Below are 21,413 nucleotides of genomic sequence, written 5' to 3'. Positions count from 1 at the left end.
CCGGTCCGATCGATTGGACCGGGACGGCCTGCGTCATCCAACAGCCGCTGTACGCCGGTGAGGTGAGGGTCAGACCAGCAGACTCTCCAGGGCCGGGGCGATCGGGTTCGGCTCGGTGCCACCCAGACGCCTGTGCGCGCCGGCGGCGGACACCAGGGTGATGTGGTGGTGCCAGCCCGGGTAGGAGCGGCCCTCGAAGTCCTGGAGCCCGAAGTCGCGCTCCAGCTCGTGCAGGGTGTGGGCGGTTCCGGCCTGCAGCCCGGCGAGCTCCAGAAGGTCATCCATCCGACGGTGAACCAGATTGGTGATCCATACGGCGGCACGGCGCTGCGTGCCGCGGTGGAGCTCGCTGAACACACGGTAGACGCGCTTGGGCTGGGCACCGTTCCCCGGCTCGTGGGGCAGGCGTACAAGACCGGTGACAACGCGCGCACGCCGGGTCTGGCCGTCGCGGGTGTTCACCGTGACGGAGTGCGGATGATCGCTGCCCAGGCGCAGGACCTGCTGAGCACTCAGCACGGGCACCGCTGCGGGCCCCTGCGGCTGCCGCCCCTGGAGCGGACTTTCGGGTAACACCGGCAGGCTTCCGGGAACGGCGATGACGAAGTCACGCCCCCGCTGCCGCAATCCGCGAATGAGCCTGCCGGTCTCCTGGCACTCGCGCAGATTCGCCACCAGCGGCACCGGGGCGAGCGAGGTCCGGTCGGCCTGGCTGTCGACCAGGTCGAGGACATGAGCCCAGATCGGAAAGGGCTGGACCCGGTCCGGAATCTTCGCCCTGCGGCGGAGCTGGTGGTCCGACCACTGCCCCGGGATCAGCAGGCGCCAGTCGACTGGTATCTCCTGACGGCCGTCCGAGAGGAACAGCCCAATCCCTACTTGGCAGTTGACCACCCGGCCGAGCGAGGGCACAAAGCGGCGATGCACACCACAGGAGTGCTCACCGCGCTTGGGCAGGACAGCCGTTCCAATGGTCCAGGCGCGTGGCTGCAGGCGCTGCTCGACCCAGCGCGTCAGCTCACGGCGAGCGGGCTGCCATGCCCAGGGGCTGGCATTGATGAACTGGTGCAAGGACTGGGACGCCGTGGGTGAGTTCGTCACGGCGGCCGCCAGCCGGCGGACCGACTTCTTGCCTTGCACGGTGAGCAGGCCGAGCAGATAGGTATGGGCCCACCGGCGTTGGTCCGCCCGGTGGAGATGTGCGAAAAGGTCGTCGGCAAACGTGATGACCCGCTCGACGTCGACCGACGTCGGCGAGTGGACCGGATAGCGCGTGATCATGAAGTTGGTTCCCCCTTCAGCGCGTCCTTCGCTGGGTGCCGCCCAGAAACAATAAAGAGCGATCACTATTTTTTCACTTCCAGAACCAGACAACCCCGCGACTTAGGGAAGTTGGCGCACACTCCAGGACAGCGGCGCGGGAATCGGCCACCACGCTGCGTCTTTGGGAAGTCGGGCTTGCCGTGCGGCAGTCACGACGGCACGCTGGCCGCCTCACTTACTGTGCAACATCCGTAACAACGCGTTGTCCCGCCTTATGCGCCGGACGGCCCCCGGAGAAACAACATGGCCCAGCAGGAACGAGCCGCACGTACGCGTCGAGCCCTCGTGAAGGCAGCCGCTTCAGAGTTCGACCGCAACGGCTACGACGGCACGTCCCTGTCGCAGATCTGCAAATCCGCCGGCATCTCCATCGGCGCCCTGACCTTCCACTTCTCCACCAAGAGCGAACTGGCGGACGCTGTCCAGTCATGCGGCCAGTCGGCCACGCGCGTCGTCGTCGACCGGGTCACGGCCCACTCCACCCCGGCGCTCAACCTGGCGATCGACCTGACCCTCCAGCTCGCCCGGCTGCTGGAGACGGAATCCACGGTGCGCTCCGCCGCCAGGCTGACGCGCGAGCGGCCCGGAACCGCATACGGCTGGTCCGCCGCATGGGCCCCGACGATGCACGACCTGCTCGCGCGCGCCCACCGCGACGGCCAACTCCACGCCGCGGCCAGCCCGGGCACCGTCGCGACCCTGGCCGTATACCTTCTTGTCGGCGCGGAGGCACACACACGCGCCACCTGCCACTCGGCCAGGATGCCCGGGCAGGGCGCCGTCGAGCTGCTCAGTCAGATCTGGGAGCTCACCCTGTGCGGCATCTCCCCCGACGGGCAGGCGTGAGCGGCAGCCCCGCCGACGAACAACTCCGTTACGTCTTATGCAAGTTGGCATTGCCGCAGGGGCCCGCGGACGCCGATTGTTGACGCCACAAGCCGTCCGAACAGCCGTGCCTTTGCACAGTTCCTCCGGAGGATTCCATGACGAAAGCTGAGCGCGTTGACGCGGTAGTGGTCGGCGGCGGGATCGCCGGATCTGCCCTGGCAGCGGCGCTGGCGGGAGATGGCTACGAGGTGCTTCTCCTCGAACGGCAGACGGTCTACCGGGACAAGGTCCGGGGCGAGGTGATCAATTGCTGGGGTGTCGTCGAATTACTCCAGCTCGACCTGGAAGAACCCATCCTCAAAGCAGGCGGCACCTATGTGGACCGGTTCATCGGATTCGACGAGACGGTCGATCCGGACGTCGCCCGGGCCAAGGCTCTGCGACTGGACGAAATGATTCCGGGAATTCGCGGGGTACTGGACGTCGGGCACCCTGAGGCCTGTGAGGCCCTTGCCACCGCCGCCGAGCAGGCGGGCGCGACCGTCGTCCGCGGCATAGGCGACGTCACCGTCACCGGCGGGCCGAACCCGAGCGTCCGGTACGAGCACGACGACGTCGAGTACGAGGTCCCCTGCCGGATCGTGATCGGGGCGGACGGACGCATGTCGACCGTGCGCCGCCAGCTCGGCATCGGCCTCACCCAGACCCCGCCGAACTCCCTCGGGGGCGGGATGCTCGTCGAGGATCTGCACGCCTGGCCGGCCAACGTCACCTCGATCGGCACGGAGGGAGATCTGCTCTACTTCGTGTTCCCCCGCGCAGGCGCCCGGGCCCGCCTGTATCTGCTGCACGACGTCGCCCAGAAGGGCCGCTTCACCGGCCCCGACCGGCACACCCGGTTCCTCAAGGCGTTCCAGCTCCACTGCATCCCCGACAGCGAGATGTTCGCCCAGGCCACGCCCTCCGCGTCCTGTGCCTTCTACCCCATGAACGACGCCTGGACTGACTCACCCGTCGCGCCCGGAGCAGTCCTGGTGGGGGACGCCGCCGGCTGGACCGATCCGGTCATCGGCCAGGGGCTGTCGATCGCGCTGCGGGACGCACGCATGGTGTGGGAAGCCCTGCGGTCGAACTCCGTCTGGTCGCCCGAGACGCTCAAGCCGTACGCCGAGGAGCGCGAGGTCCGGATGCACCGACTGCGGATCTCCGGTTCGGTCCGGACCACGATGAACATGACCTTCACGCCCGAAGGCGCTGCCCGAAGGAAGGCCTACGCCAAGGTCTGGCCCACGGATCCGGTACTGGCCGGGTCCCGGCTCGCCACCTTCCAGGGCCCCTTCGGTGTACCCGCCGAGTCGTTCGAGCCCGAGGTCATCCAGCGCATCTTCGCCCTCGGGTGAGCTTCCGCCTCCCCCTGCGAACTGCCGAGACAACCGCCTCCCCCTGCGAACTGCCGAGACAACGCTGTCGGCGCCGCCGCCTGCCCGCGCCGGCCCAAGTACCAGAAAGAAGAGGCCACATGTACGTGAAGACCGCGTCCGGTGACGACCAGATCCGCAAGAACGGCTGCGACATCCGCCAGCTGTATCCCTGGGACGGCGTCATCACTCCGCCCTGGAACAGCACCTTGTGCTCGATCCGGCCTGCCGAGTCCAGCACCCCGCACGGCCATGACACCGACGAAACGTTCATCTTCGTCGCCGGGGAGGGCCATGTCCGGGTCGGCGAGGAAGAGCGCCCCATCACCGTCGGCGACGTCATCTACGTCCCGCACGGCACGAACCACATCGTCACCAACACCAGCGAATCCGAGCCGCTGACCTTCGTCAGCATCTACTGGCTCCAGCCCGCCGCCTAGGGAAAGGCCTGCGATGACCGAGAGCCGGAGCGCCGCCGATCACGGCCGGCGGCGCATCAATGTGACCTTCTCCCCGCCCACCCCGAACGGTGACCTGCATCTCGGCCACCTCTCGGGCCCGGTGCTGGCCAGCGACGTGTGCGCACGATCGCAGAAGATCCTGGGCAACGACGTGGCATTCGGCACCAGCACCGACGACAACCAGACCTATGTCGTCACCACCGCCGAGCGGCTCGGCACCAGCCCCGAGGCGCTCATCCAGCACGCGCTGGACAGTGTGACCGTCTCGCTCGGCCTGGCCGGTGTCGAGGTCGACCTCTTCGAGCGCCCCGACGCCCAATACACCGAGTTCGTCAGGGACTTCTTCACCCACCTGTGGCGCCACGGCGCGTTCGACCGGCGGGAGGTGGAACTTCCCTACGATGCCGAGTCGGGCGAGTACAAGGCCGAGGCCTTCGTGACCGGACGCTGCCCCCACTGCCTGGCGCACGCCCGGGCCGGAGTCTGCGAGGCGTGCGGGCTCTACAACCTGCCCGGCGCGCTGCTGCCGTCCACCGACGCGGCGGCCGCGCTGCCGCGCAGGCCCGTCTCGATCTGGGTCCTGGACCTGGAGCGGTACCGGTCGGTGATCACCAACTGGTACCGGGCGTCGGACGTGGAACTGCGGCCCGATCTGGCCCGGGTCGTCTCCGACACGCTCGCCGCGCAGCAGCTCCCGTACATCCCGATCACCTACCCGAGCAGCTGGGGCATCGGGGTGGACTGGGACGGGCCGGACGCCGTCCCGCAGGCCATCAACGCCTGGCCGGAAATCTATGTCGGGCATCTGTACTGGCTTCAGCAGGCACGCAAGGACCGCGAGTCGGGCTGCGACGAACTGGTCCAGTTCATCGGCATCGACAACGGCTTCTACAACGCCTTCATCTATGTGACGCTGTCGCTGCTCGCGGTCCGGCACGGGCTCCCGGTCGAACTGCCCCGGACCCGCACGATCACGAATCAGTACTACCTGCTCGAAGGACGGAAGTTCTCCACCAGCAAGGGCGATGTGCGCTGGGCGCGGGACTACCTCGAAAGCGTCGGCCGGGACCGGGCGCGCTTCGTACTGGCGCTGACCAGCCCCGAGCTGCAGCAGTCGGAGTTCAGCGAGCCCATTGCCGCATCGACGATCGCGACCCGGTTCGACACACCGGTCGCAACGATCGCCGAGGGCCTGAACTCCGCGCTCACCGGCCGCCGAATCGACGCACCGCCCTCGCCGTGGTGGACCAGCGCCATCCAGGCGTCCCAGCAGCGGTTCGAGGAGGCATACCGGCTGGAGACCTTCTCCATCCGCAAGGCGGCCGAGGCAGTCGCCCTGCACCTGGAGGTGCTGGCGCTGCGCTGCGAGCACCTCCAGCCGGACGACGCCGGCGATGTGTCGGGTGCCCTGCAGTTCCTCTGGACACTGCGGACGCTGGCCTGGCCCGTCACCCCGGATCTGTCCGAGCGGATCTCGACGGCCTTCGACGCCGCTTCCACGGCGAAGCAGCCGCCGCTGCTGGCCGGCATCGCCGAGCCACCGGCCGGGAGTTTCCGGGGACTTGCCCCGAACCCGTCCGCGGCGGACAGGGCCTAGGCATCGCGATCCCCCATCGCCGCACCGGCTTTCTCCTGCCGTACCACCCCTCATCGAATGACGAAGGAGTCCCACCATGCTGCGCACGTTCATGCACTCGAAGATCCACCGGGCAACCGTCACCGACAGCAATCTGAACTACGTCGGTTCGATCACCATCTCGCCCGAGCTTCTCGATGCCGCCGAAATCGGCGTCCATGAACTGGTCCATGTCGTCAACATCAACAACGGTGCCCGTTTCGAGACGTACACGATTCTGGGTGCCGCGGGCGCCAATGAGGTTGTTGTCAACGGTGCCGCGGCCCGCCTTGTCCAGACCGGCGACAAGGTCATCATCATCAGTTACGCGCAGGTGGACGCCGCCGAGATAGCCGACCACAAATCCCGTGTCGTGCATGTCGACGAAGAGAACGAGATCGCCGAAGTGGCGCTCCTGAGCAGCTGATTCTCGATGCCTCCCCTCCATCGAGCAGCACTTGTTCCGCGTTCCTGCATGCCGCATGCGGCACGACGAGCCGAGGACGTGACGCACAGTGAATGAGCAACAGGTCTATCCCATACTCGGGGTAGGGTTCGGGCCGGCGAATCTGTCCCTGGCGGTGGCGCTCGAAGAACTCGACCGCCCCGGCGCAGCGCACTTCATCGAGCGGGCCGACGGTTTCCAGTGGCAGGACGAGCAACTGCTGCCGGGCGCCGACATCCAGAACAATCCCTTCCGGGATCTGGTCATGCCGCGCAATCCCTACAGCCGCCACACGTTCGTCAATTACCTGGCCGAACGAGATGCGTTGACCAACTACCTGCACCTGAACGCCAAGTTCCCGCTGCGGCGGGAGTACGCGGGATATCTCGCCTGGGTTGCCGACGCCTTCCACGGTTCGGTGGACTACGGCCAGTCCGCCGTGGGTCTTTCGCTGGTCGACGACGGAAGCGACGGCGAGCTGTTCTGCGTGGAGACCGAGAGCGGCCGGCAGTATCTGGGCGAGAGCGTCGTCGTGGGCACCGGCCGCTCCCCGCGGGTCCCTCCTCCGTTCCAGCGGAGTCTGGGGCCGACGGTCTTCCACTCCTCGCAGTACTTGTCGTCCATCGAGCGCCTTCAGGACAAGGACATCCGTGTCGCCGTCGTGGGTGCGAGCCAGAGTGCGATCGAGATCGTGCTCGACCTTCTGAACCGGGCGAACATCCGGCAGGTCACCTCGGTTCACCGGGGCATCGGTTTCCGGCTCAAGGACACCAGCCCCTACAGCCGGCAGGTCTTCCTCCCGGACTTCGTCGACTATTTCCATCCACTTCCGAGCGAGACGAAACGACGCCTCCGCGCAGAGCTGCGGTCGATCAATTACGCCGCCTGCGACCAGGATGTGATCGACCGGCTCGTGGGCGTGCAGCGCGAGTACGAACTCATCGCATCCGACCGGCTCCGGATGATGCCGTTCTCGGAAGTGGCAGAGATACTGCCGCGACCGCGTGAGGGTGTGCACCGGCTGATGCTGCGCGATGTCAACCACCTTACGGAGAAGACGATCGACGTCGATGTCGTCATTCTGGCGACGGGCTTCCGGGACTTCGGAACCGGGCCGGGCGATGAGCCGTATCACCCCCTCATGGAGGGCGTTGCTCATCGGCTCCCCCTCGACGAGGAGGGAATTCCGGTCGTGGCGCGGGACTATTCGATCGAGCTCAAGACCCAGGCGTCCAGTCCTCGTCCCTTGAGGGTGTATCTCAACGGACTGTGCGAGGCGAGCCATGGCATGGGTGACGCCGGAGCACTCGCCATGCTGTCGGCGCGGTCGAGCGACATCGCCGGTTCACTTCTGGAGTCGGACGGTTTCGATCTCGAACAGCGTCTGACGGCGGGGACGTTGCAGTGACACACGCCGTCGAATCGGCGGACGTCGCCATAGTCGGCGGCGGGATCATGGGGCTGGCCACCGCGGAACGGCTCGGCGCCCATGGTCTGTCCGTCATCGTCGTGGACGAGTCCGGCATCGCCGGTGGCGCCTCGGGCGCCTCCGGCGGGCTCGTTCGGGCCCTCGACATGAACGGCCGCCAAGCGGCGTGGGCGGCCGAAGGGCTCGACCGCTATCTGCGGCGCGGCTGGCGCGGCACCTGGCCGCAGGTCCATGAACAGGGCAGTCTCACCCTGGTCGACGCCGACGGCTTCGACCGGGCAGTCGCCGCAGTCGCGGCGGTTCGGGCGGCCGGGCAGCGGGCCGGCATCCTCCCGGCCGAGGAGATCAGGGCCACGTTCGCCGGACTCAGTGTGCCGGACGGCTTCGTCGGGGTGTTCGAGCCCGGAGCCGGGTGGCTTCCGGCCAAGGACGTCGCGGCGGCGATGCTGAGTGATGCCGGGCCGCGTGTGCAGGTGCGTAGAGCTCGGGCGACCAGGCTGCTGACATCCGATGCGGGTGTGTCCGGGGTCGAAACGACAACCGGCCGGGTCCGCGCCCGGGCAGTGCTGCTCACTGCGGGGGTCGGCAGCGTCCCCTTGGCCGAGTCTCTCGGGGTGCAACTGCCGCTCCGAACACGGGCGGTGAGCTACTGCCTGTTCGAACCGGCTGCCGGTACCGATGTCTCGGGGTTGCCGACGGTGGTCGACTTCGCCACCGGTGCGTGGCTGCGCCGCTGGAACTCCGGGGCCACCCTGCTCGCGGGTGTGGCCTCGAAGGAGACCGACGTCCCGGCGACCGTACGGGCGGGCGTGCCGCCCGCCGAGGAGCGACGCGTCCGGGACGTGGTCCGGCACCGCTACCCGCCCCTGGCAGGCGCCCGACTCGTGGGAGGCGTCAGCGCGTACGACGCCATGGCTGCCGGGGGCGAGGGGGCCGTGACCGTCTGGCCACAAGTCCCCGGTCTGGTCACCGCCACCGGCTGGAACGGTGGCGGGTTCAAGCTCGCCCCCGCCGTGGGCGACCATGCGGCCGCCCGGCTGAGGGAGGCGATCGGCTGATGCCCGACGGAACGACATGGCGGCTCAACGCCACCGACGAAATGCTGTACGGGTCGGCCGGCGCCCTCGGCTCGTCCCGGGCCGTCCAGGTGCTGTGGCGGTTCCCCGACCCGGTGTCCGCCGACTCGCTTGAGGCCGAATGGCACCGGCTGAACCAAGGGCGGCTCAGCCGTCAGGTTGCCGGGTCCCGCGTCTTCGGTGCGCGCCGCAAGTGGGTCATGGCAAGCAATGAGGAGCTGCCGCACATCGATCAGCAGCCGCTCACCGAAGAGACGGTGATGGACTGGATCGACGCCCAGGTGCGCGCACCACTGCCGGTCGGCTCCGGCGCCCTGTGGCAGCTTGCTGCCGCCCCCTACCAGGGCGGCAGCCTCGTATCGCTTACCGTGCCGCACTTCAGGAGCGACGGGCTCGGCATCTTCAACGCGATCGCAAGCCGCAGCACCTGCGCCGGGCCGCCACGCGGACTGCCGGCGAGAGTGTTCGGCACCGGCCTCGGTGACGAGCTCGGCAGCGACCTCGGTGACGCCCTTGGACAGACGGCGCGTGCGGCCGTCGAAACGGCACGCTGGACCGTCGGTCTGCTGGCGAACCCGCGGGAGCTCGCGCGTATCGGAGCGGCGCTCTTCAACGGCGCACCCGGCGTGGCTGGTTCGGCACCCCGGTACTTCACATCGACGATCTTCGACGTCGACGCGGAGCTGTGGGAGGAGCAAGCCCGCGCCCATGGGGGCACTGCCAACAGCCTGTTCGTGGAAATCGCCGCCAACCTGATCCGCGCCCGCGTACCGCGCGACGAGCACGCCACCGTCGATGTCGGCCTGCCCATGAACCTGCGACGCTCCGAGCTCGACGAACGCGCCAATGCCCTTGTCGTCGTGCCGCTGACCGTGCCCGGCGGCACCCCGCAGCACTCCGATCTCCAACAGACCCGACTGGCGACGAAGGCCCTTCTCCGGGGGGCGGGGGCACACAGCACCACGCTCGTCCCCGAGCCGCTGTGGCATGTGCTGCCTGCCGAGTACGCCAACCGCCTCAAGGCTCCCGGAGCCCAGCAGACCGATGTCGTCGCGTCGAACTTCGGACACGCTCCCGACGGCGTGGTGCACTTCGCCGGCCAGGTCGCCGACAGCATCGCGCTGCGGACCATGAACGTGCCCGGCCTCGTCCCGGAGAAGGCCCGACTGCGCGCCTCGCTGTGTCTGCTCCAGGTCGGCAGCCGGATGACCGTGACTGTCACCGGAATACCCGACCACTTCGGCGATGCCGAGTCGTTGCACCGCCTCGTCGCCGACGAGTTCGCAGCCTGGGGGCTGACGGCGCGGCGGTGGTGGAGCACAGCCGCCCACGACATGAAGGAGGGCCGGCCCCCGATGCCCCAGAGCCGGAGCCAGCGCCCGAGCCGGAGCCAGCGCCCGATGACCTTGCCCGAACGCTGGTTCCGTACCTGCCCTGATTCCTCCGTACTCCCCCGGCCACGGCTGCTCACCCGCTCGCTCATCGACGTCGCCGACCTCGATGACCGAATCGCCTTCTACGAGCAGCTGCTCGGGGTACCCGCGGACTTGCGGATGCCCATCCCCGACTTCGGCGGTCTCGAACTGGCCGCCGTCGGCAATCTGTTGCTGATTGCCGGCGCGCGTCCGTTCACACCCATCCAGCGGCAGACCGCCTACTCCCTGATCGTGCCGTCGCTCGGCCAACAGCTGGAACGGCTGCGGCGTACCGGCACCACGGTCCTTGAGCCGCCGGAAGTGATCGTGCCCGGATCACGGGCCCGGGTGCGCTATCCGGACGGAACGATCGCCGAGCTGGTCGAGCACCGGCCACAGCTCGGCGAGCGGCCCAGGCCCCAACCGGCCGTCGTGGACGGGGAGAGGTCGAGTCCGCTGAGCGGCGGGATGCGCCTGCTGTCCCGGCGAGCGGTGCGTCGCGCAGCACTCGACAGCGCCGTCGCACTGTACGAGTCGGTCCTGGAGGCCGAGCTCGAAGCCCGCATCCGGCTGGACGGCGGCCCGGACTCGCCCGAGCTGGCCATCGTGGGAAACCTGCTGCTCGTCGGGTCCGACGAACTGTCTTCCACCGATGCCGTCCGGGCCGAATTCGCTCTGCTGACAGGCTCGGTGGACGCGAAGGTCGGCGCCCGCAGGGTCATCGCCCTGCCGGACGGCACGCGGGCCGAGGTCTGGGGGCCCCATCACGGGCTTCACGCTGTCCCCCGCCTCACCGGCAACGACTCCTGGACCGTGAACACATCCCTGTGAACGGAGAGTTCCCCATGACCTACGTCATTGCCCAGCCCTGCGTCGACGTCAAGGATCAGGCTTGCGTCGAAGAGTGCCCCGTCGACTGCATCTACGAAGGACCCCGGAAGCTCTACATCCATCCCGAGGAATGCGTCGACTGCGGCGCCTGCGAACCTGTCTGCCCGGTCGAGGCGATCTTCTTCGAGACCTCCGTGCCGACGCCCTGGCGCGAGTATCTGACGGCCGATGCGGAGGTGTTCATCCCCCTGGGATCCCCCGGCGGCGCAAGCGCTCAGTCCCCCTTCACCAGTGATCACCCTGTGGTCGGCAGTTCATGACCTCGTCACGTCAACTCGGGGTACCGCGCCACTGTTTCATGCAGGAATGATGCAAAAGCGGCGGCCCGGCGGGTGGGTTGAGCACCACTCGGCCGGGCCAATACGACAGGCAGCGGAACAACAGGGTCGTGAATGCGGCGGATTTCCAGCGGGCGGCCCTCGTAACTGACATCCAGAGCCGGATGCTGGATCAGCAGCGAATAGCCGACATTGCGCGCGACAAGGCTGCGAACCATCTCAAAGCTCCTTGTGCGGTGGCGAATGGCCGGCGTGACTCCGGCCGTGCTCAGCACCTCGGTGAAATACCGCAGGCTCGGCGGAACATCGAGCATGATCATGTCGTGGCCGGCGAGGTCGGCCAGCCGGACGGCTTCCGCCTCCGCCAGCGGATGCGCAGACGAAAGCAGCACATGCGGCTGGGTCGCATAGAGCACGTCGAAGTCGATGCCGGGCTGTATGTCGACGCCGTAGAGCACTGCCAGTTCACAGCGCCCTTCCAGGAGCAGTTGCTGGAGATCGACCAGCGAGCCCTCAAGGAAGTCGAGGGTAACTTCCGGATAGGCGGCCTGGAAATCCTCGAGCAGCCGCGGCAGCAGAAACGGCGCGATGGTCATGAAGCAGCCGACCACCAGCCGGCCTGCCGGAGTCTGTCCGACATCGCGCATGCCGGCCTGCAGTTCCTCGGTGCGGGCCAGCAGGGCACGCGCCTCCGGCAACAGCTTCCGCCCGGCCTCGGTGAGGGTCAGCCCTTTCGGCTTCGATCGGAGCAGGAGTTGCACCCCGAGCTGATGCTCCAGTTCTGCGATGCCGATCGACACCGCGGACTGAGAGACGTACAACACCTTTGCCGCGCCGCTCATGGTGCCGACCTCAGCGGCGACCACGAAATAGTCCAGCTGTCGCAGACTCATACGGTCGGTCATGAAGACATCTTATACCGGGATCCACAATTATCTGATTTCCAAGTAGAGGAAAGTGAACGAGACTTGAGGCATCGAGCGGAGGAGGTTGCGTGATGACGCAGACCAACATGGCATCGTGCCCGGTCCATCAGAATTTTGACCCGCTGGCTGATTCCTATGTGGCCGATCCCTATCCCACCCTGTCGGCTGTCCGCGACGAGGTACCGGCTTTCTATGCACCGGCGATCGACATGTGGGTGGTGACGGGCTATGACGACATCGAGGCAGTTCTGAAAGACCCGGGGACGTTCTCCGCGGCGGTCGGTCAGCGTCCGGTTTTCCCGTTGACGGACGAGGCGAAGGCCATTATCAAGGAGGGCTTTCACGCCAGCCCGGTGATGTCCGACTGCGACCCGCCCAAGCACACTCGTATTCGCCGGCACAACCTCAAGGGCTTCTCAGCCCGCAGGGTCTCGGTGCTGGAACCCAAGGTGTGGGCCAAGGCAACCGAGTTGGTGGATGCGATCAGGCCGGGCCAGGTCGATCTGGTGTCGGCGCTGGCCTATCCGCTCCCCGCGTACATGATCTTCACGTTCATCGGGTTCCCCGACGAGGACATGGACATGCTCAAGAGCTGGTGCGGCAACCGCATCGCCTTCAGCTGGGGCCGGCCGAGCCCCGACGAGCAGCGCGACATCGCCACCAATATGGTCCACTACTGGGCCTACTGCGAGGAGTTCGTCGCCCGGCGCGCGGCCGAGCCGGTGGACGACTTCACCAGTGACCTGATCCGGATCCACCAGGACGACCCGTCCGCGTTGTCGCTGGAGGAGATCACCAACGTTGCCTACGGGCTGAGCTTCGCCGGCCACGAGACCACAACGAACTTCACGGGCAACGCGATCCGGCGGCTGCTTCTCAACCCTGAGCAGTGGGACGCCGTGTGCGCCGACCGTTCGCTCATCCCCGCAGCCGTCGAGGAAGCGCTGCGCTTCGACAGCAGCATCACCGCCTGGCGGCGCATCACCACTCGCGCAGTCGACGTGGGTGGGGTCGAAATCCCCGCGGACGCCAAGGTCTTGCTGCTTCTCGGTGCCGCCAACCGGGACCCGAAGTACTTCGAAGAACCCGAGGCCTTCGACATCCACCGTGGCGATGTCCGCGCCCACCTCTCCTTCGGGAAAGGCATCCACTACTGCATCGGTGCCGCTCTCGCCCGTATGGAGGCCAGGATTGCGCTCGACCTGCTGGCTCAGCGGGCACCGAAGATGCGGATGGTCGAGGGCCAGGACCTCACCTTCCCGGCCAACATTTCCTTCCGGGGACCGAGGCGCCTGCTGGTCGACTGGCCGGAGTGAGCCGGGTCACGACCGAGGGTCTGACACGGCCCTCCCACCTCGTAACGAGGTGGGAGGGCCGTGGCCGTTTCTGCCCGCGATCAGCGTTCGGTGACCAGCAGGGTCTGCAGGATGCGGCCGCAGTCACCGGCGCTGTCGTCGAGCTGCCCCAGTGCCAGCCCGGAGCCGCCGGGGCTGGCCGCGGTCGCCGAGCGCACACAGAACCATTCGCCGACCGGTTCGCGGTGCAGGGCGAGCGTGACGTCCGTGTTGATGACGAGCCGCTCATAGTGGTCCAGCTCAAAGGCGACCGCCCAGTTGCTGTCGGCCAGCGTGAGCGCCCGGGTCAGCGGAGTGTCCTCCTCACCGGCCACCAGCGGGATGCGCTGCCGCGCCCATGCCGTGCCGGGCCCGGGCGTGTCGAACCCCTTCCCGGGTTCGAATCGCCACTCCATGGCCGAGACATAGCCCTCCATGTGGGCGCCTTTCATGGTCTGCGGCGGTTGCGGCCCCGGCAGCGGAGGCGGGCCGGGCTCGGGGCGCAGCGCCGGAGTGTCGGCCGGGCTGGCGATCATCCGCCAGGCACGGGCCAGCAGCACCGGCTGCCCGCTGGAGGTGACCTCACCTTCGAGCAGTTCGACACGTCCGCCCGAACGAACCGTCCGTACAGCGACATGGAGCTCGGCGACCGGAACCGGACGCGGCAGCTCCAGCGTGATGCGCGCGATCCGGAATCCCTCTCTGGGCTCGTGCCGCTCCATGGCCCGGCCGAGCAGCGCCGAGGGAGGCCCGGCGTGCTGAGTCTTCGGGCTCCACGGCCCCGCGGTGGCGGAGGTGCTCGCGTATCGGCCCTGACCGAGGTCCCGGTAGAAGGCCTCGGGCAACGGACTCGCGTCGGGCGTCGCATCAGCAGTCATACGTGAACTCCGAATTTCTGGCGCATTCCTGGGGGTGGTTCTCGACCGGATCCGTGCACATCATGCCGATGATGCCGTCTCGTAGGCGATGCCCGTGCGCAGCAGTACGGGCTCGGCGAGCGGGCCCGCGATGAGCTGCATGCCGATGGGCAGGCCCGCGTCGTCGAGCCCGACGGGCAGCGAGAGGGCAGGCAGGCCGGTGACATTGGCCGGCGCCGAGAGCCTGACATAGGCGTCGGTGACCGGTTCGGTGGTGCCATCGGGCCAGTCCACCGAGCCCTGTTCGCGCTTTGCCGCCGCGCAGGGCACGGAGGGCGCGGCGATCACGTCGACGGTCTCGAAGAGGCGTGACCAGGCGCGCCGGATGAGTGTGCGGGAGCGCTGGGCGCGCAGATAGTCGCCGGCCAGGACGAGTTCGCCCGCCTCCAGCAGGAGGCGTACGTCTGGAGTGAAGAGGTCAGGGGTCTCGCGCAGGGCGCGTTCGTGGACCGAGGCTGCCTCGGGGAGCATGAGTCCCCACTGCGTGGCCTGCAGATACTCGGCCATGGGGATACGCACCCGCACGAGCTCGGCGCCAAGGTCGTCCAGAGCGCCGACGGCGGTCCGGACGGCCGCTTCCACCTGCGGGTCGACCTGCTCGAAGAAGTAGTTGACGGGGACGCCCACGCGCAGCCCGCGCAGATCCTTGTGCTGTCCCCGCTCGCAGTGCTCGGGCGGCCGGGTGATGCTCACGGGGTCGCGCGGGTCATGCCCGGCGATGGCGTCGAGAACGAGAGCCGCGTCCCGCACGGTCCGGGTGATGGGGCCCACGTGGTCGAGGGACCAGGACAGGGGCGCGATGCCGTGCGTGGAGACCAGGCCGTACGTCGGTTTGAGTCCTACGACGCCGTTCAGCGCGGATGGGACCCTGATGGAGCCTCCGGTGTCGGTCCCGAGGGCGAAGGTCGCCGATCCGGCGGCCACCGCGACGGCCGAGCCGCCGCTGGAGCCGCCCGCGATGCGGTCGGCGTGCCGGGCGTTGGCCGTCTGCGGGGTGATCAGTCCGTACGCGAACTCGTGCGTGTGGGTCTTGCCGATGAGCACCGCGCCCGCCGAAGCGAGCCGGGCGGCCACGGTGCTGTCCTTGTCCGGGGTCCTGTCGGCCCAGACGCGGGAGTTCGCCGTCGTGGGGACTCCCGCCGTGTCGATCACGTCCTTGAGGCCGACGGGGATGCCGTGCAGCGGGCCCCGATGCTGGCCTTCGCGGATCTCCCGCTCGGCCCGCGCGGCCGATTCCCGCGCACTGACCGCGGTCACCAAGGCATAGGCGTTGAGCCGGCCTTCGACCTCCTCACACCGGGAGAGAACGGATTCGGTCAGCTCGACCGGGGACAGCTCCCCTGCGGCGACGGCCTCGGCCGCAGCGGAGAGAGTGAGCTCATAGGGCTGCATCGGCGGGCTCCTGAGGTATCGGCGAGACGTCGCCGACTGCCCGGAAGACAGCCGCGGGGGCCGCGCCTTCGAGATTCAGGGAACGCAGAGCGCCGATGATGCTGTGGGCGTGCCCTGCCAGCGCGGCCACCTGGGGGGACCGGTCTGCGGCCGACGGCAGCCCGGCGTGCAGCGCCCGTTGGGCGGCCTGCTGCGGAGAGATGCTCGGCATGGCCACGGAGGGATTTCCTTTCCCGGGCGGGCAGGTACGGGCAGGTGCAGCAGGGCGTGTGTACGGAGGGGCCCGGCGACCCCCTCCGGGGGATTAAGAGGGCCGCCGGGAGATGGTGCGGCGGGGCGGAGAGCCGGCTCGCCCCGCACCGCCTCACATGTCGACGGTGACCTTGTAGGAGTCGAGCCAGGCGTTGAGCCACAGCGGCACTTCCAGATCGATGCGCGTGATCTGTGTGCTGGCCGTGCTGACGGGCCGGGTCAGGCGGTCGCGTACCCGATCGGCGTCCAGGAGCGGCAGGATGGGGGCGTCCCCGGAGCTCACGACCTCAGCCAGCCGGTCGCGGAGGTTCTTCTCGTAACCGGAGTCCTGCGTGCTCGGGTAGGGCGCCTTCACACGGCTCACGATCGACTCGGGGAGCACATCGCGGGTTGCCGCGCGGAGCAGGCTCTTCTCCCGGCCGTCGAAGGTCTTCATCGACCAAGGGGTGTTGAAGACGTACTCGACGAGCCTGTGGTCGCAGAACGGAACTCGCACCTCCAGGCCGACGGCCATGCTCATGCGGTCCTTGCGGTCGAGCAGGGTGTTGAGGAAGCGGGTGAGGTTGAGATGGCTGATCTCCCTCATCCGCTTCTCCAGGCCCGTCTCCCCTGCCAGTACCGGCACTTCGGCGATGGCATCGTGGTAGCTCGCGCGCCGGTAGCCGGGGATGTCGAGTGTCTTGAGCAGGGCTCCGTCGAACAGCGGCGTTCCGTCGTAGAACGGGCCGGGCGTGGTGGTGAGCCACGGGAAGGTCTCGGCGGTCAGCACCTCCGGGTCGTGGAACCAGCTGTAGCCGCCGAAGAGTTCGTCCGCCGACTCGCCGGACAGAGCGACCGTGGAGCGTTCGCGTACGGCTCGGAAGAGCAGATACAGCGAGGGCCACAGGTCGCCGTACCAGACAGGCGGCAGGTCCGTGGCGCCGAGCACCGCGGCACGTACTGCCGGGTCGCTCAGGTCGTCACTGTTGAGCAGGATCTCCTTGTGGTCGGCTGCCACATGCTGGGCGAGATCACGGACGAACGGGGCGTCGGGTGTGCTGCGCAGCGGGTCCGGGATGAAGTTCTCGGCTGCACCGACGAAGTCGACCGAGAACGAGCGCACCGGGCCCGCGCCTTCGGCCGCCAGGGCTTTCGCCGCGAGGGCGGTGACGGCCGAGGAGTCGAGGCCGCCGGACAGGAGGCTGCACAGCGGTACGTCGGAGATCAGCTGCCGCGTGACGATGTCCTCGAGCAGCTCCCGGATCGTGTGCACGGTCTTCTCGAGGGAGTCGGTGTGCTCCCTGGCCTCCAGCGCCCAGTACCGGCGCTTGGTCAGCCCCTCGCGGCGCACCCGTACGACATGGCCGGGTCGTACCTCGTGCATGCCGGTGAAGACGGCGTGCTCGGGCGTCTTGACCATGTCCAGCATCTCGCGGAGACCGTTGGCGTTCACGCGGCGGGGTATCGCCGGGTTGGCGAGGATCGTCTTGGGCTCCGAGCCGAAGAGGACGCCGTTGGCGGTCGGGTAGTAGTAGAGCGGCTTGACGCCCATCCGGTCGCGCACGAGCACGAGCTCCTCGCGCCGTACGTCCCAGATCCCGAACGCGTACATGCCGTTGAGCTTGTCGACCAAGCCCTCGCCCCACTGGAGATAGCCCCGCAGCACGACCTCGGTGTCGCTCTGGGTGCGGAAGCGATGGCCGTGGGAAGCCAACTCGGCGCGCAGCTCCCGGTAGTTGTAGATCTCGCCGCTGAAGGTCAGGACGGCAAGCTCCCGGCCGTCCTCGTCGGCGACCATCGGCTGACGGCCGCCCTCCAGGTCGATGACCGACAGCCGCCGATGACCGATGGCCGCGTGAGAGTCGATCCACACTCCTTCGTCGTCCGGCCCACGGCAGGCCATCGTCTCTGTCATCGCCTGCATGGTCGTGCGCTCAAGCCTGAGGTCACGCTCGAAATCTATCCAGCCCGCAATACCGCACATGGACAGCTCTCTCCTTTATTCACGAACGGGTGCTTGATGGTTCGGCCGACAGGAAGGCGTGGAATGGCCGGCGAGAAGCTGTTCAGGCGTTCTCGGGCCAGGTGAGGCGACTAGCGAAGTGAATCCAGACGGTCACGACCATAAGAACGGCGGTGGCTCCGGCGAGTGCCATGACCGTCGACGGGGAAGTGCGGTCCACGATGAGACCACCGACAAGCGCACCAATCGAAATGGTCGCCTGGAATGACGCCGTGAAAAGCACCGAAGCGGCTTCCGGTGCATGCGGAGCCGCTTTGGAGAACCAAGTCTGGGAGGAGACCGGAACAGCACCATAAGCAATCCCCCAGACAATCAGCAGCGCAATGGCGCCGATTCCCCACCGCCCGAGGACGGGGAGCAGCAGCGTCGCGCCGGCGATCATCCCCGCGGCGACTCCGAAGGTGGCGCGCGGATGGCGTCCCACCATCGAGCCGCCCACGAAGTTGCCGACGATCCCGGCCGCTCCGTACACCAGAAGGAAGACGGTGATCGCGCCGGTGCTCACGCGGGTCACGTCCTCCAGGAACGGCGTCACATAGGTGTATGCACCGAAGTGGGCGAGCACGACGAGGAAGGTCGCCAGCAGCGCGAAGCGCGTGTTGGTGCTGCGGAGCATGCCGCCCAGCACATTGAGGCGGGTGACCTCCTCGGGAGGAAGCGCGGGGATCACCACGAGCATCATGATCAATACTCCGACGGTCAGAATCCCCATGACGACGAACGCCATCCGCCAGCCGGAGACATCCCCGATGAACGTGCCGACGGGCACGCCCAGTACGGAACCGAGCGGAACCGCGGAGAAGATCACCGCTGTCGCCCTGCCGACCGATTCCGGCCGCACCAGCCGAGGGGCCAGTCCTGCCCCGATCGACCAGAATCCACCGATCGTGATCCCGACCATGACCCGGGAGACGAGCACCAGCCAGTACGTCGGTGCGGCCGCGGCAAGGAAATTCGCCAGCGCCAGCAGAAGCATGAAGACGCACAGCATCAGCCGACGGTCGATTCGCGCTGTCGCCACGGTGACCAGAGGGGCCGAAATCGCGGCGAGGAATCCCGGCATGGTCATCATCAGACCAGCCATTCCATCGGAGATGGTGAAGCTGGAGCCGATCGTCGTCAGCAGTCCGATCGGCAGGATCTCGGTGGTGACGATAGAAAAGATTCCCAGCATCACCGATACGACGGCGAGCCAGCCAATCAACGGTGAGCGAGTTGATACGGCGGGGTCGTCGGCGGAAGTGGTGGTGACAGTGGACATGAATTCCCGTCCTGTGGTGGGCATCGCAATGGCTGTGCGTTCAGTTCACCATTTGCCACGGGACAGGTTCTGGCAGATTCCCGACGTCAACAACACACCTCAAGGGTGATGTCGCATTCCCGCCAGGGAAGTTGCGAGCCGGGAGTCGGCGCGGAGGTGCAGGTCAGAGCGGATTTGATCTTGGAGTGGTCGTGGCGACCGAGCCTCTCGAGGCCGGTGGGAGCCCCGATGACTCTGCGCTACTTAGGCAGGTCTTCGGAGCCACAGGATGCGTCCCCTCGCAACTTCTGCCTGATCAGCGAATCGGACATAGGGTTCGTAGTGCTGATTTGGAAGGCGCGGGGGCACTCGTTCCGAAAGGGGCCCGATGCAGACCACTCTCAGCTCCGCCACACTCGCCAGGTTGCGCAGGCAGCGTCCCTATCCAGCGGTGTCGGTTCTGATGCCGACCCACCGCCGCGAGCCGGACAACACACAGGACCCGGTACGGCTGCGCAATCTGATGGCTCAGGCCAAGGACCAGCTTCATGCCGATCCGGCTGTCACACGGGACAGGCGGATCGATGTCATCGAACAGCTGGACCTGGCTCTGGCGGAGGTCGACCTGGTGCACGCCGAGGACGGGCTGGCTGTCTTCGCCGCGCCGGGCGAGCATGAGGTGTGGTCGCTGGGCCGCACGGTGCCTACGCGTGTCGTGCTCTCGGACACCTACCTGACCCGCAATCTCGTCTCCGCGAAGGCCGCCGAGCGCCCCTACTGGGTGCTGGCCGTCTCCTCCGACCGCGTCACCCTGTGGAGCGGTGGTGCGGAGCGCGTCGTCGAGGAGAACACCGGGGCGTTCCCGCTGACCCGGAGCCTTGAGGACCCGGATGCCGAGCGCAAGGAGCGGATCGGCGATCTGCCGAGCACCTTCAGCGACGAGCAGACCCGCCAGTTTCTGCGGGAGGCGGACGCCGCGATAGGTGCCGTACTCAAGTCCGCTCCCCGACCCCTGTATGTGGCCGGTGAAGCGGCGGCGCTCTCCCTCCTCGACGGCGTCGGCACCGTGACCGGCAGGGCGACTGCCACCCATGTCCCGCAGGGAGGGCTGGCTGCCGGGCCCCCCGATGCCGTGTGGCAGGCGGTGCGGCCGCCCGTCGAGGCCCGTGCGGAGAGGGACGTCGCCAAGGTCCTTGCGGAACTGGACAAGGCGCGTGGGCGAAAGGCGTTCGCCGCCGGGGTCGACGAGATCCGGCAGAACGTGGAGTCCGGCCGGGTCGCGCTGCTGGCCGTGGAGGAGAGCTACCAGGAGACCGTGCGCGACTCCGGCGGTCACCTGCTTCCGGCCGAACCAGGTGACCTGGATGCCCTCGACGACATCGTCGACGACATTGTCGAACGGTCCCTGGACACAGGCGCGGACGTGCGTTTCGTTCCCGACGGGACGCTCGCCGGCATGGGCGGAATCGCCAGCGCCCTGCGCTACTGAGGTGCCGCCCGAGGCGGAGGCCCGGGTACCGGCAGTGAGAGGACAACTCCCCATGACCGCATGCGTGAAGGACCGCTCGGGCGGACGACGGCTCGCGGCTGTTGCCCTGACCGTGGTCGCCGCGGCGTCGAGCATCGCCGGCCTCGTTTCGTGCAGTACCGGGGACGGCGACAGCGGGAGCAGCTCGCCGTTCAGCCCCCGCCCGACACCTCCCAGCACCGCTTCCTTCTCCGGCACACCGCCGTCATCCCTGCCTTCCGCCGCCGCGTCGGCGCTCGCCTCGGCGTCCGCCGCGGCGTCGTCCGCATCCGCTGCCGCCTCCGCCTTCGAGGCTTCCGTGTCGGCCGAGGTGGCCCGTGCGAACCAGGAGGCCGCGGCAGAGCTGAAGAAGGTGACGGGCAAGGGCAATGCGACGTCCGACGTCACGCTCGTGGGCAAACCGAGGAGCGAGACCGGCGGTCTGCTCGCCGTCGTGGTGCGTATCACCAACCGCACCGACCAGCAGGCGGCGTACGCCGTGCAGGTCGACTTCACCGACTCCACCGGCAAGGTGGTGGAGAGCAGAGTCGTCGGCGCGTCGGATCTCGCCCCGGGCAAGGGAGCACAGCCCCTCGCCATCAGCCGGAAACCGCCCGACCTGAAGCTGACCGCCACGATCGCCAAGGCCCAGCGGTACTGACGC

The 21,413-nt window shown here is 67.9% G+C and carries 19 protein-coding genes; 12 read left to right on the top strand and 7 right to left on the bottom strand.

The window, feature by feature from the left end; genetic code table 11:
• Nucleotides 1-69: 69 nt before the first annotated feature.
• Entirely contained in the window at nt 70-1,281 is a 1,212-nt protein-coding gene (locus tag ABZS64_RS20315) for a transposase (RefSeq protein ID WP_355831171.1), read from the bottom strand.
• Nucleotides 1,282-1,566: 285 nt separating this feature from the next.
• Between ABZS64_RS20315 and ABZS64_RS20310 the strand changes: the two genes are divergently transcribed.
• The 9 genes from ABZS64_RS20310 (at nt 1,567) to fdxA (ending at nt 11,161) form a co-directional block, all read left to right on the top strand.
• A complete protein-coding gene (locus tag ABZS64_RS20310; protein ID WP_355831168.1) occupies nt 1,567-2,169 on the top strand; it encodes a TetR/AcrR family transcriptional regulator in 603 nt (200 codons plus the stop codon).
• Between the two features lie 137 nt (nt 2,170-2,306).
• The gene (locus ABZS64_RS20305; RefSeq protein WP_355831165.1) at nt 2,307-3,551 is read left to right on the top strand and encodes an FAD-dependent monooxygenase; all 1,245 of its coding nucleotides are present in this window, start codon (nt 2,307-2,309) and stop codon (nt 3,549-3,551) included.
• Between the two features lie 119 nt (nt 3,552-3,670).
• Entirely contained in the window at nt 3,671-4,009 is a 339-nt protein-coding gene (locus ABZS64_RS20300; protein ID WP_355831162.1) for a cupin domain-containing protein, read from the top strand.
• Nucleotides 4,010-4,022: 13 nt separating this feature from the next.
• Nucleotides 4,023-5,627, top strand: a complete 1,605-nt coding sequence (locus ABZS64_RS20295; protein ID WP_355831159.1) for a class I tRNA ligase family protein — start codon at nt 4,023-4,025, stop codon at nt 5,625-5,627.
• 76 nt (nt 5,628-5,703) lie between these two features.
• Complete coding sequence (panD, locus tag ABZS64_RS20290; protein ID WP_355831157.1) at nt 5,704-6,072, top strand: aspartate 1-decarboxylase; 369 nt, start codon at nt 5,704-5,706, stop codon at nt 6,070-6,072.
• An 88-nt stretch (nt 6,073-6,160) separates the two neighbouring features.
• Entirely contained in the window at nt 6,161-7,498 is a 1,338-nt protein-coding gene (locus ABZS64_RS20285) for a SidA/IucD/PvdA family monooxygenase (protein ID WP_355831154.1), read from the top strand.
• A complete protein-coding gene (locus ABZS64_RS20280) occupies nt 7,495-8,577 on the top strand; it encodes an FAD-binding oxidoreductase (protein ID WP_355831151.1) in 1,083 nt (360 codons plus the stop codon). The genes ABZS64_RS20285 and ABZS64_RS20280 overlap by 4 nt, the downstream gene beginning before the upstream one ends.
• Nucleotides 8,577-10,841 carry a hypothetical protein gene (locus tag ABZS64_RS20275; protein ID WP_355831148.1) on the top strand — a complete coding sequence of 755 codons (2,265 nt, stop codon included), beginning with the start codon at nt 8,577-8,579 and terminating at the stop codon, nt 10,839-10,841. Before ABZS64_RS20280 ends, ABZS64_RS20275 begins: the two co-directional genes overlap by 1 nt.
• Before the next feature lie 14 nt (nt 10,842-10,855).
• The gene (gene fdxA, locus ABZS64_RS20270) at nt 10,856-11,161 is read left to right on the top strand and encodes a ferredoxin (protein ID WP_355831145.1); all 306 of its coding nucleotides are present in this window, start codon (nt 10,856-10,858) and stop codon (nt 11,159-11,161) included.
• Nucleotides 11,162-11,166: 5 nt separating this feature from the next.
• On the opposite strand, the gene ABZS64_RS20265 is transcribed toward fdxA, so the two are convergent.
• Nucleotides 11,167-12,084 carry a LysR family transcriptional regulator gene (locus ABZS64_RS20265; RefSeq protein ID WP_355831143.1) on the bottom strand — a complete coding sequence of 306 codons (918 nt, stop codon included), beginning with the start codon at nt 12,082-12,084 and terminating at the stop codon, nt 11,167-11,169.
• 92 nt (nt 12,085-12,176) lie between these two features.
• On the opposite strand from ABZS64_RS20265, the gene ABZS64_RS20260 reads away from it, so the two are divergent.
• Nucleotides 12,177-13,421, top strand: a complete 1,245-nt coding sequence (locus ABZS64_RS20260; RefSeq protein ID WP_355831140.1) for a cytochrome P450 — start codon at nt 12,177-12,179, stop codon at nt 13,419-13,421.
• Nucleotides 13,422-13,501: 80 nt separating this feature from the next.
• Here ABZS64_RS20260 and ABZS64_RS20255 read toward each other — a convergent pair whose 3' ends face one another.
• The 5 genes from ABZS64_RS20255 to ABZS64_RS20235 all read right to left on the bottom strand — a co-directional run bounded on the left by ABZS64_RS20255 (nt 13,502) and on the right by ABZS64_RS20235 (nt 19,263).
• On the bottom strand, nt 13,502-14,317 hold the full coding sequence (locus ABZS64_RS20255; RefSeq protein ID WP_355831137.1) for a thioesterase family protein: 816 nt from the start codon (nt 14,315-14,317) through the stop codon (nt 13,502-13,504).
• A gap of 60 nt (nt 14,318-14,377) precedes the next feature.
• Complete coding sequence (locus ABZS64_RS20250) at nt 14,378-15,748, bottom strand: amidase (RefSeq protein WP_355831134.1); 1,371 nt, start codon at nt 15,746-15,748, stop codon at nt 14,378-14,380.
• The gene (locus ABZS64_RS20245) at nt 15,735-15,965 is read right to left on the bottom strand and encodes a hypothetical protein (protein ID WP_355831131.1); all 231 of its coding nucleotides are present in this window, start codon (nt 15,963-15,965) and stop codon (nt 15,735-15,737) included. The genes ABZS64_RS20250 and ABZS64_RS20245 overlap by 14 nt, the downstream gene beginning before the upstream one ends.
• 147 nt (nt 15,966-16,112) lie before the next feature.
• Complete coding sequence (gene asnB / locus ABZS64_RS20240; RefSeq protein ID WP_355831128.1) at nt 16,113-17,963, bottom strand: asparagine synthase (glutamine-hydrolyzing); 1,851 nt, start codon at nt 17,961-17,963, stop codon at nt 16,113-16,115.
• An 82-nt stretch (nt 17,964-18,045) separates the two neighbouring features.
• The gene (locus ABZS64_RS20235; RefSeq protein WP_355831125.1) at nt 18,046-19,263 is read right to left on the bottom strand and encodes an MFS transporter; all 1,218 of its coding nucleotides are present in this window, start codon (nt 19,261-19,263) and stop codon (nt 18,046-18,048) included.
• 367 nt (nt 19,264-19,630) lie between these two features.
• Between ABZS64_RS20235 and ABZS64_RS20230 the strand changes: the two genes are divergently transcribed.
• The gene (locus ABZS64_RS20230) at nt 19,631-20,731 is read left to right on the top strand and encodes a chemotaxis protein (RefSeq protein WP_355831122.1); all 1,101 of its coding nucleotides are present in this window, start codon (nt 19,631-19,633) and stop codon (nt 20,729-20,731) included.
• A gap of 52 nt (nt 20,732-20,783) precedes the next feature.
• Complete coding sequence (locus tag ABZS64_RS20225) at nt 20,784-21,410, top strand: hypothetical protein (RefSeq protein WP_355831119.1); 627 nt, start codon at nt 20,784-20,786, stop codon at nt 21,408-21,410.
• The last annotated feature ends 3 nt before the right edge of the window (nt 21,411-21,413 follow it).

It is taken from the genome of Streptomyces sp. NPDC005408 (assembly GCF_040606445.1).
GTDB lineage: Bacteria > Actinomycetota > Actinomycetes > Streptomycetales > Streptomycetaceae > Streptomyces.
Note: the sequence above shows the minus strand (reverse complement) of the source record. Positions and strands in the feature narration are given on the sequence as shown.

Excerpts from the sequence above, each read along its gene's own strand:
- asnB (WP_355831128.1), bottom strand. The coding sequence starts at position 17,963 with ATGTGCGGTATTGCGGGCTGGATAGATTTCGAGCGTGACCTCAGGCTT.
- ABZS64_RS20230 (WP_355831122.1), top strand. The coding sequence starts at position 19,631 with ATGCAGACCACTCTCAGCTCCGCCACACTCGCCAGGTTGCGCAGGCAG.
- ABZS64_RS20225 (WP_355831119.1), top strand. The coding sequence starts at position 20,784 with ATGACCGCATGCGTGAAGGACCGCTCGGGCGGACGACGGCTCGCGGCT.
- fdxA (WP_355831145.1), top strand. The coding sequence starts at position 10,856 with ATGACCTACGTCATTGCCCAGCCCTGCGTCGACGTCAAGGATCAGGCT.
- ABZS64_RS20300 (WP_355831162.1), top strand. The coding sequence starts at position 3,671 with ATGTACGTGAAGACCGCGTCCGGTGACGACCAGATCCGCAAGAACGGC.
- ABZS64_RS20235 (WP_355831125.1), bottom strand. The coding sequence starts at position 19,263 with ATGTCCACTGTCACCACCACTTCCGCCGACGACCCCGCCGTATCAACT.
- ABZS64_RS20295 (WP_355831159.1), top strand. The coding sequence starts at position 4,023 with ATGACCGAGAGCCGGAGCGCCGCCGATCACGGCCGGCGGCGCATCAAT.
- ABZS64_RS20260 (WP_355831140.1), top strand. The coding sequence starts at position 12,177 with ATGACGCAGACCAACATGGCATCGTGCCCGGTCCATCAGAATTTTGAC.
- panD (WP_355831157.1), top strand. The coding sequence starts at position 5,704 with ATGCTGCGCACGTTCATGCACTCGAAGATCCACCGGGCAACCGTCACC.
- ABZS64_RS20310 (WP_355831168.1), top strand. The coding sequence starts at position 1,567 with ATGGCCCAGCAGGAACGAGCCGCACGTACGCGTCGAGCCCTCGTGAAG.
- ABZS64_RS20250 (WP_355831134.1), bottom strand. The coding sequence starts at position 15,748 with ATGCAGCCCTATGAGCTCACTCTCTCCGCTGCGGCCGAGGCCGTCGCC.
- ABZS64_RS20275 (WP_355831148.1), top strand. The coding sequence starts at position 8,577 with ATGCCCGACGGAACGACATGGCGGCTCAACGCCACCGACGAAATGCTG.
- ABZS64_RS20315 (WP_355831171.1), bottom strand. The coding sequence starts at position 1,281 with ATGATCACGCGCTATCCGGTCCACTCGCCGACGTCGGTCGACGTCGAG.
- ABZS64_RS20255 (WP_355831137.1), bottom strand. The coding sequence starts at position 14,317 with ATGACTGCTGATGCGACGCCCGACGCGAGTCCGTTGCCCGAGGCCTTC.
- ABZS64_RS20265 (WP_355831143.1), bottom strand. The coding sequence starts at position 12,084 with ATGACCGACCGTATGAGTCTGCGACAGCTGGACTATTTCGTGGTCGCC.
- ABZS64_RS20305 (WP_355831165.1), top strand. The coding sequence starts at position 2,307 with ATGACGAAAGCTGAGCGCGTTGACGCGGTAGTGGTCGGCGGCGGGATC.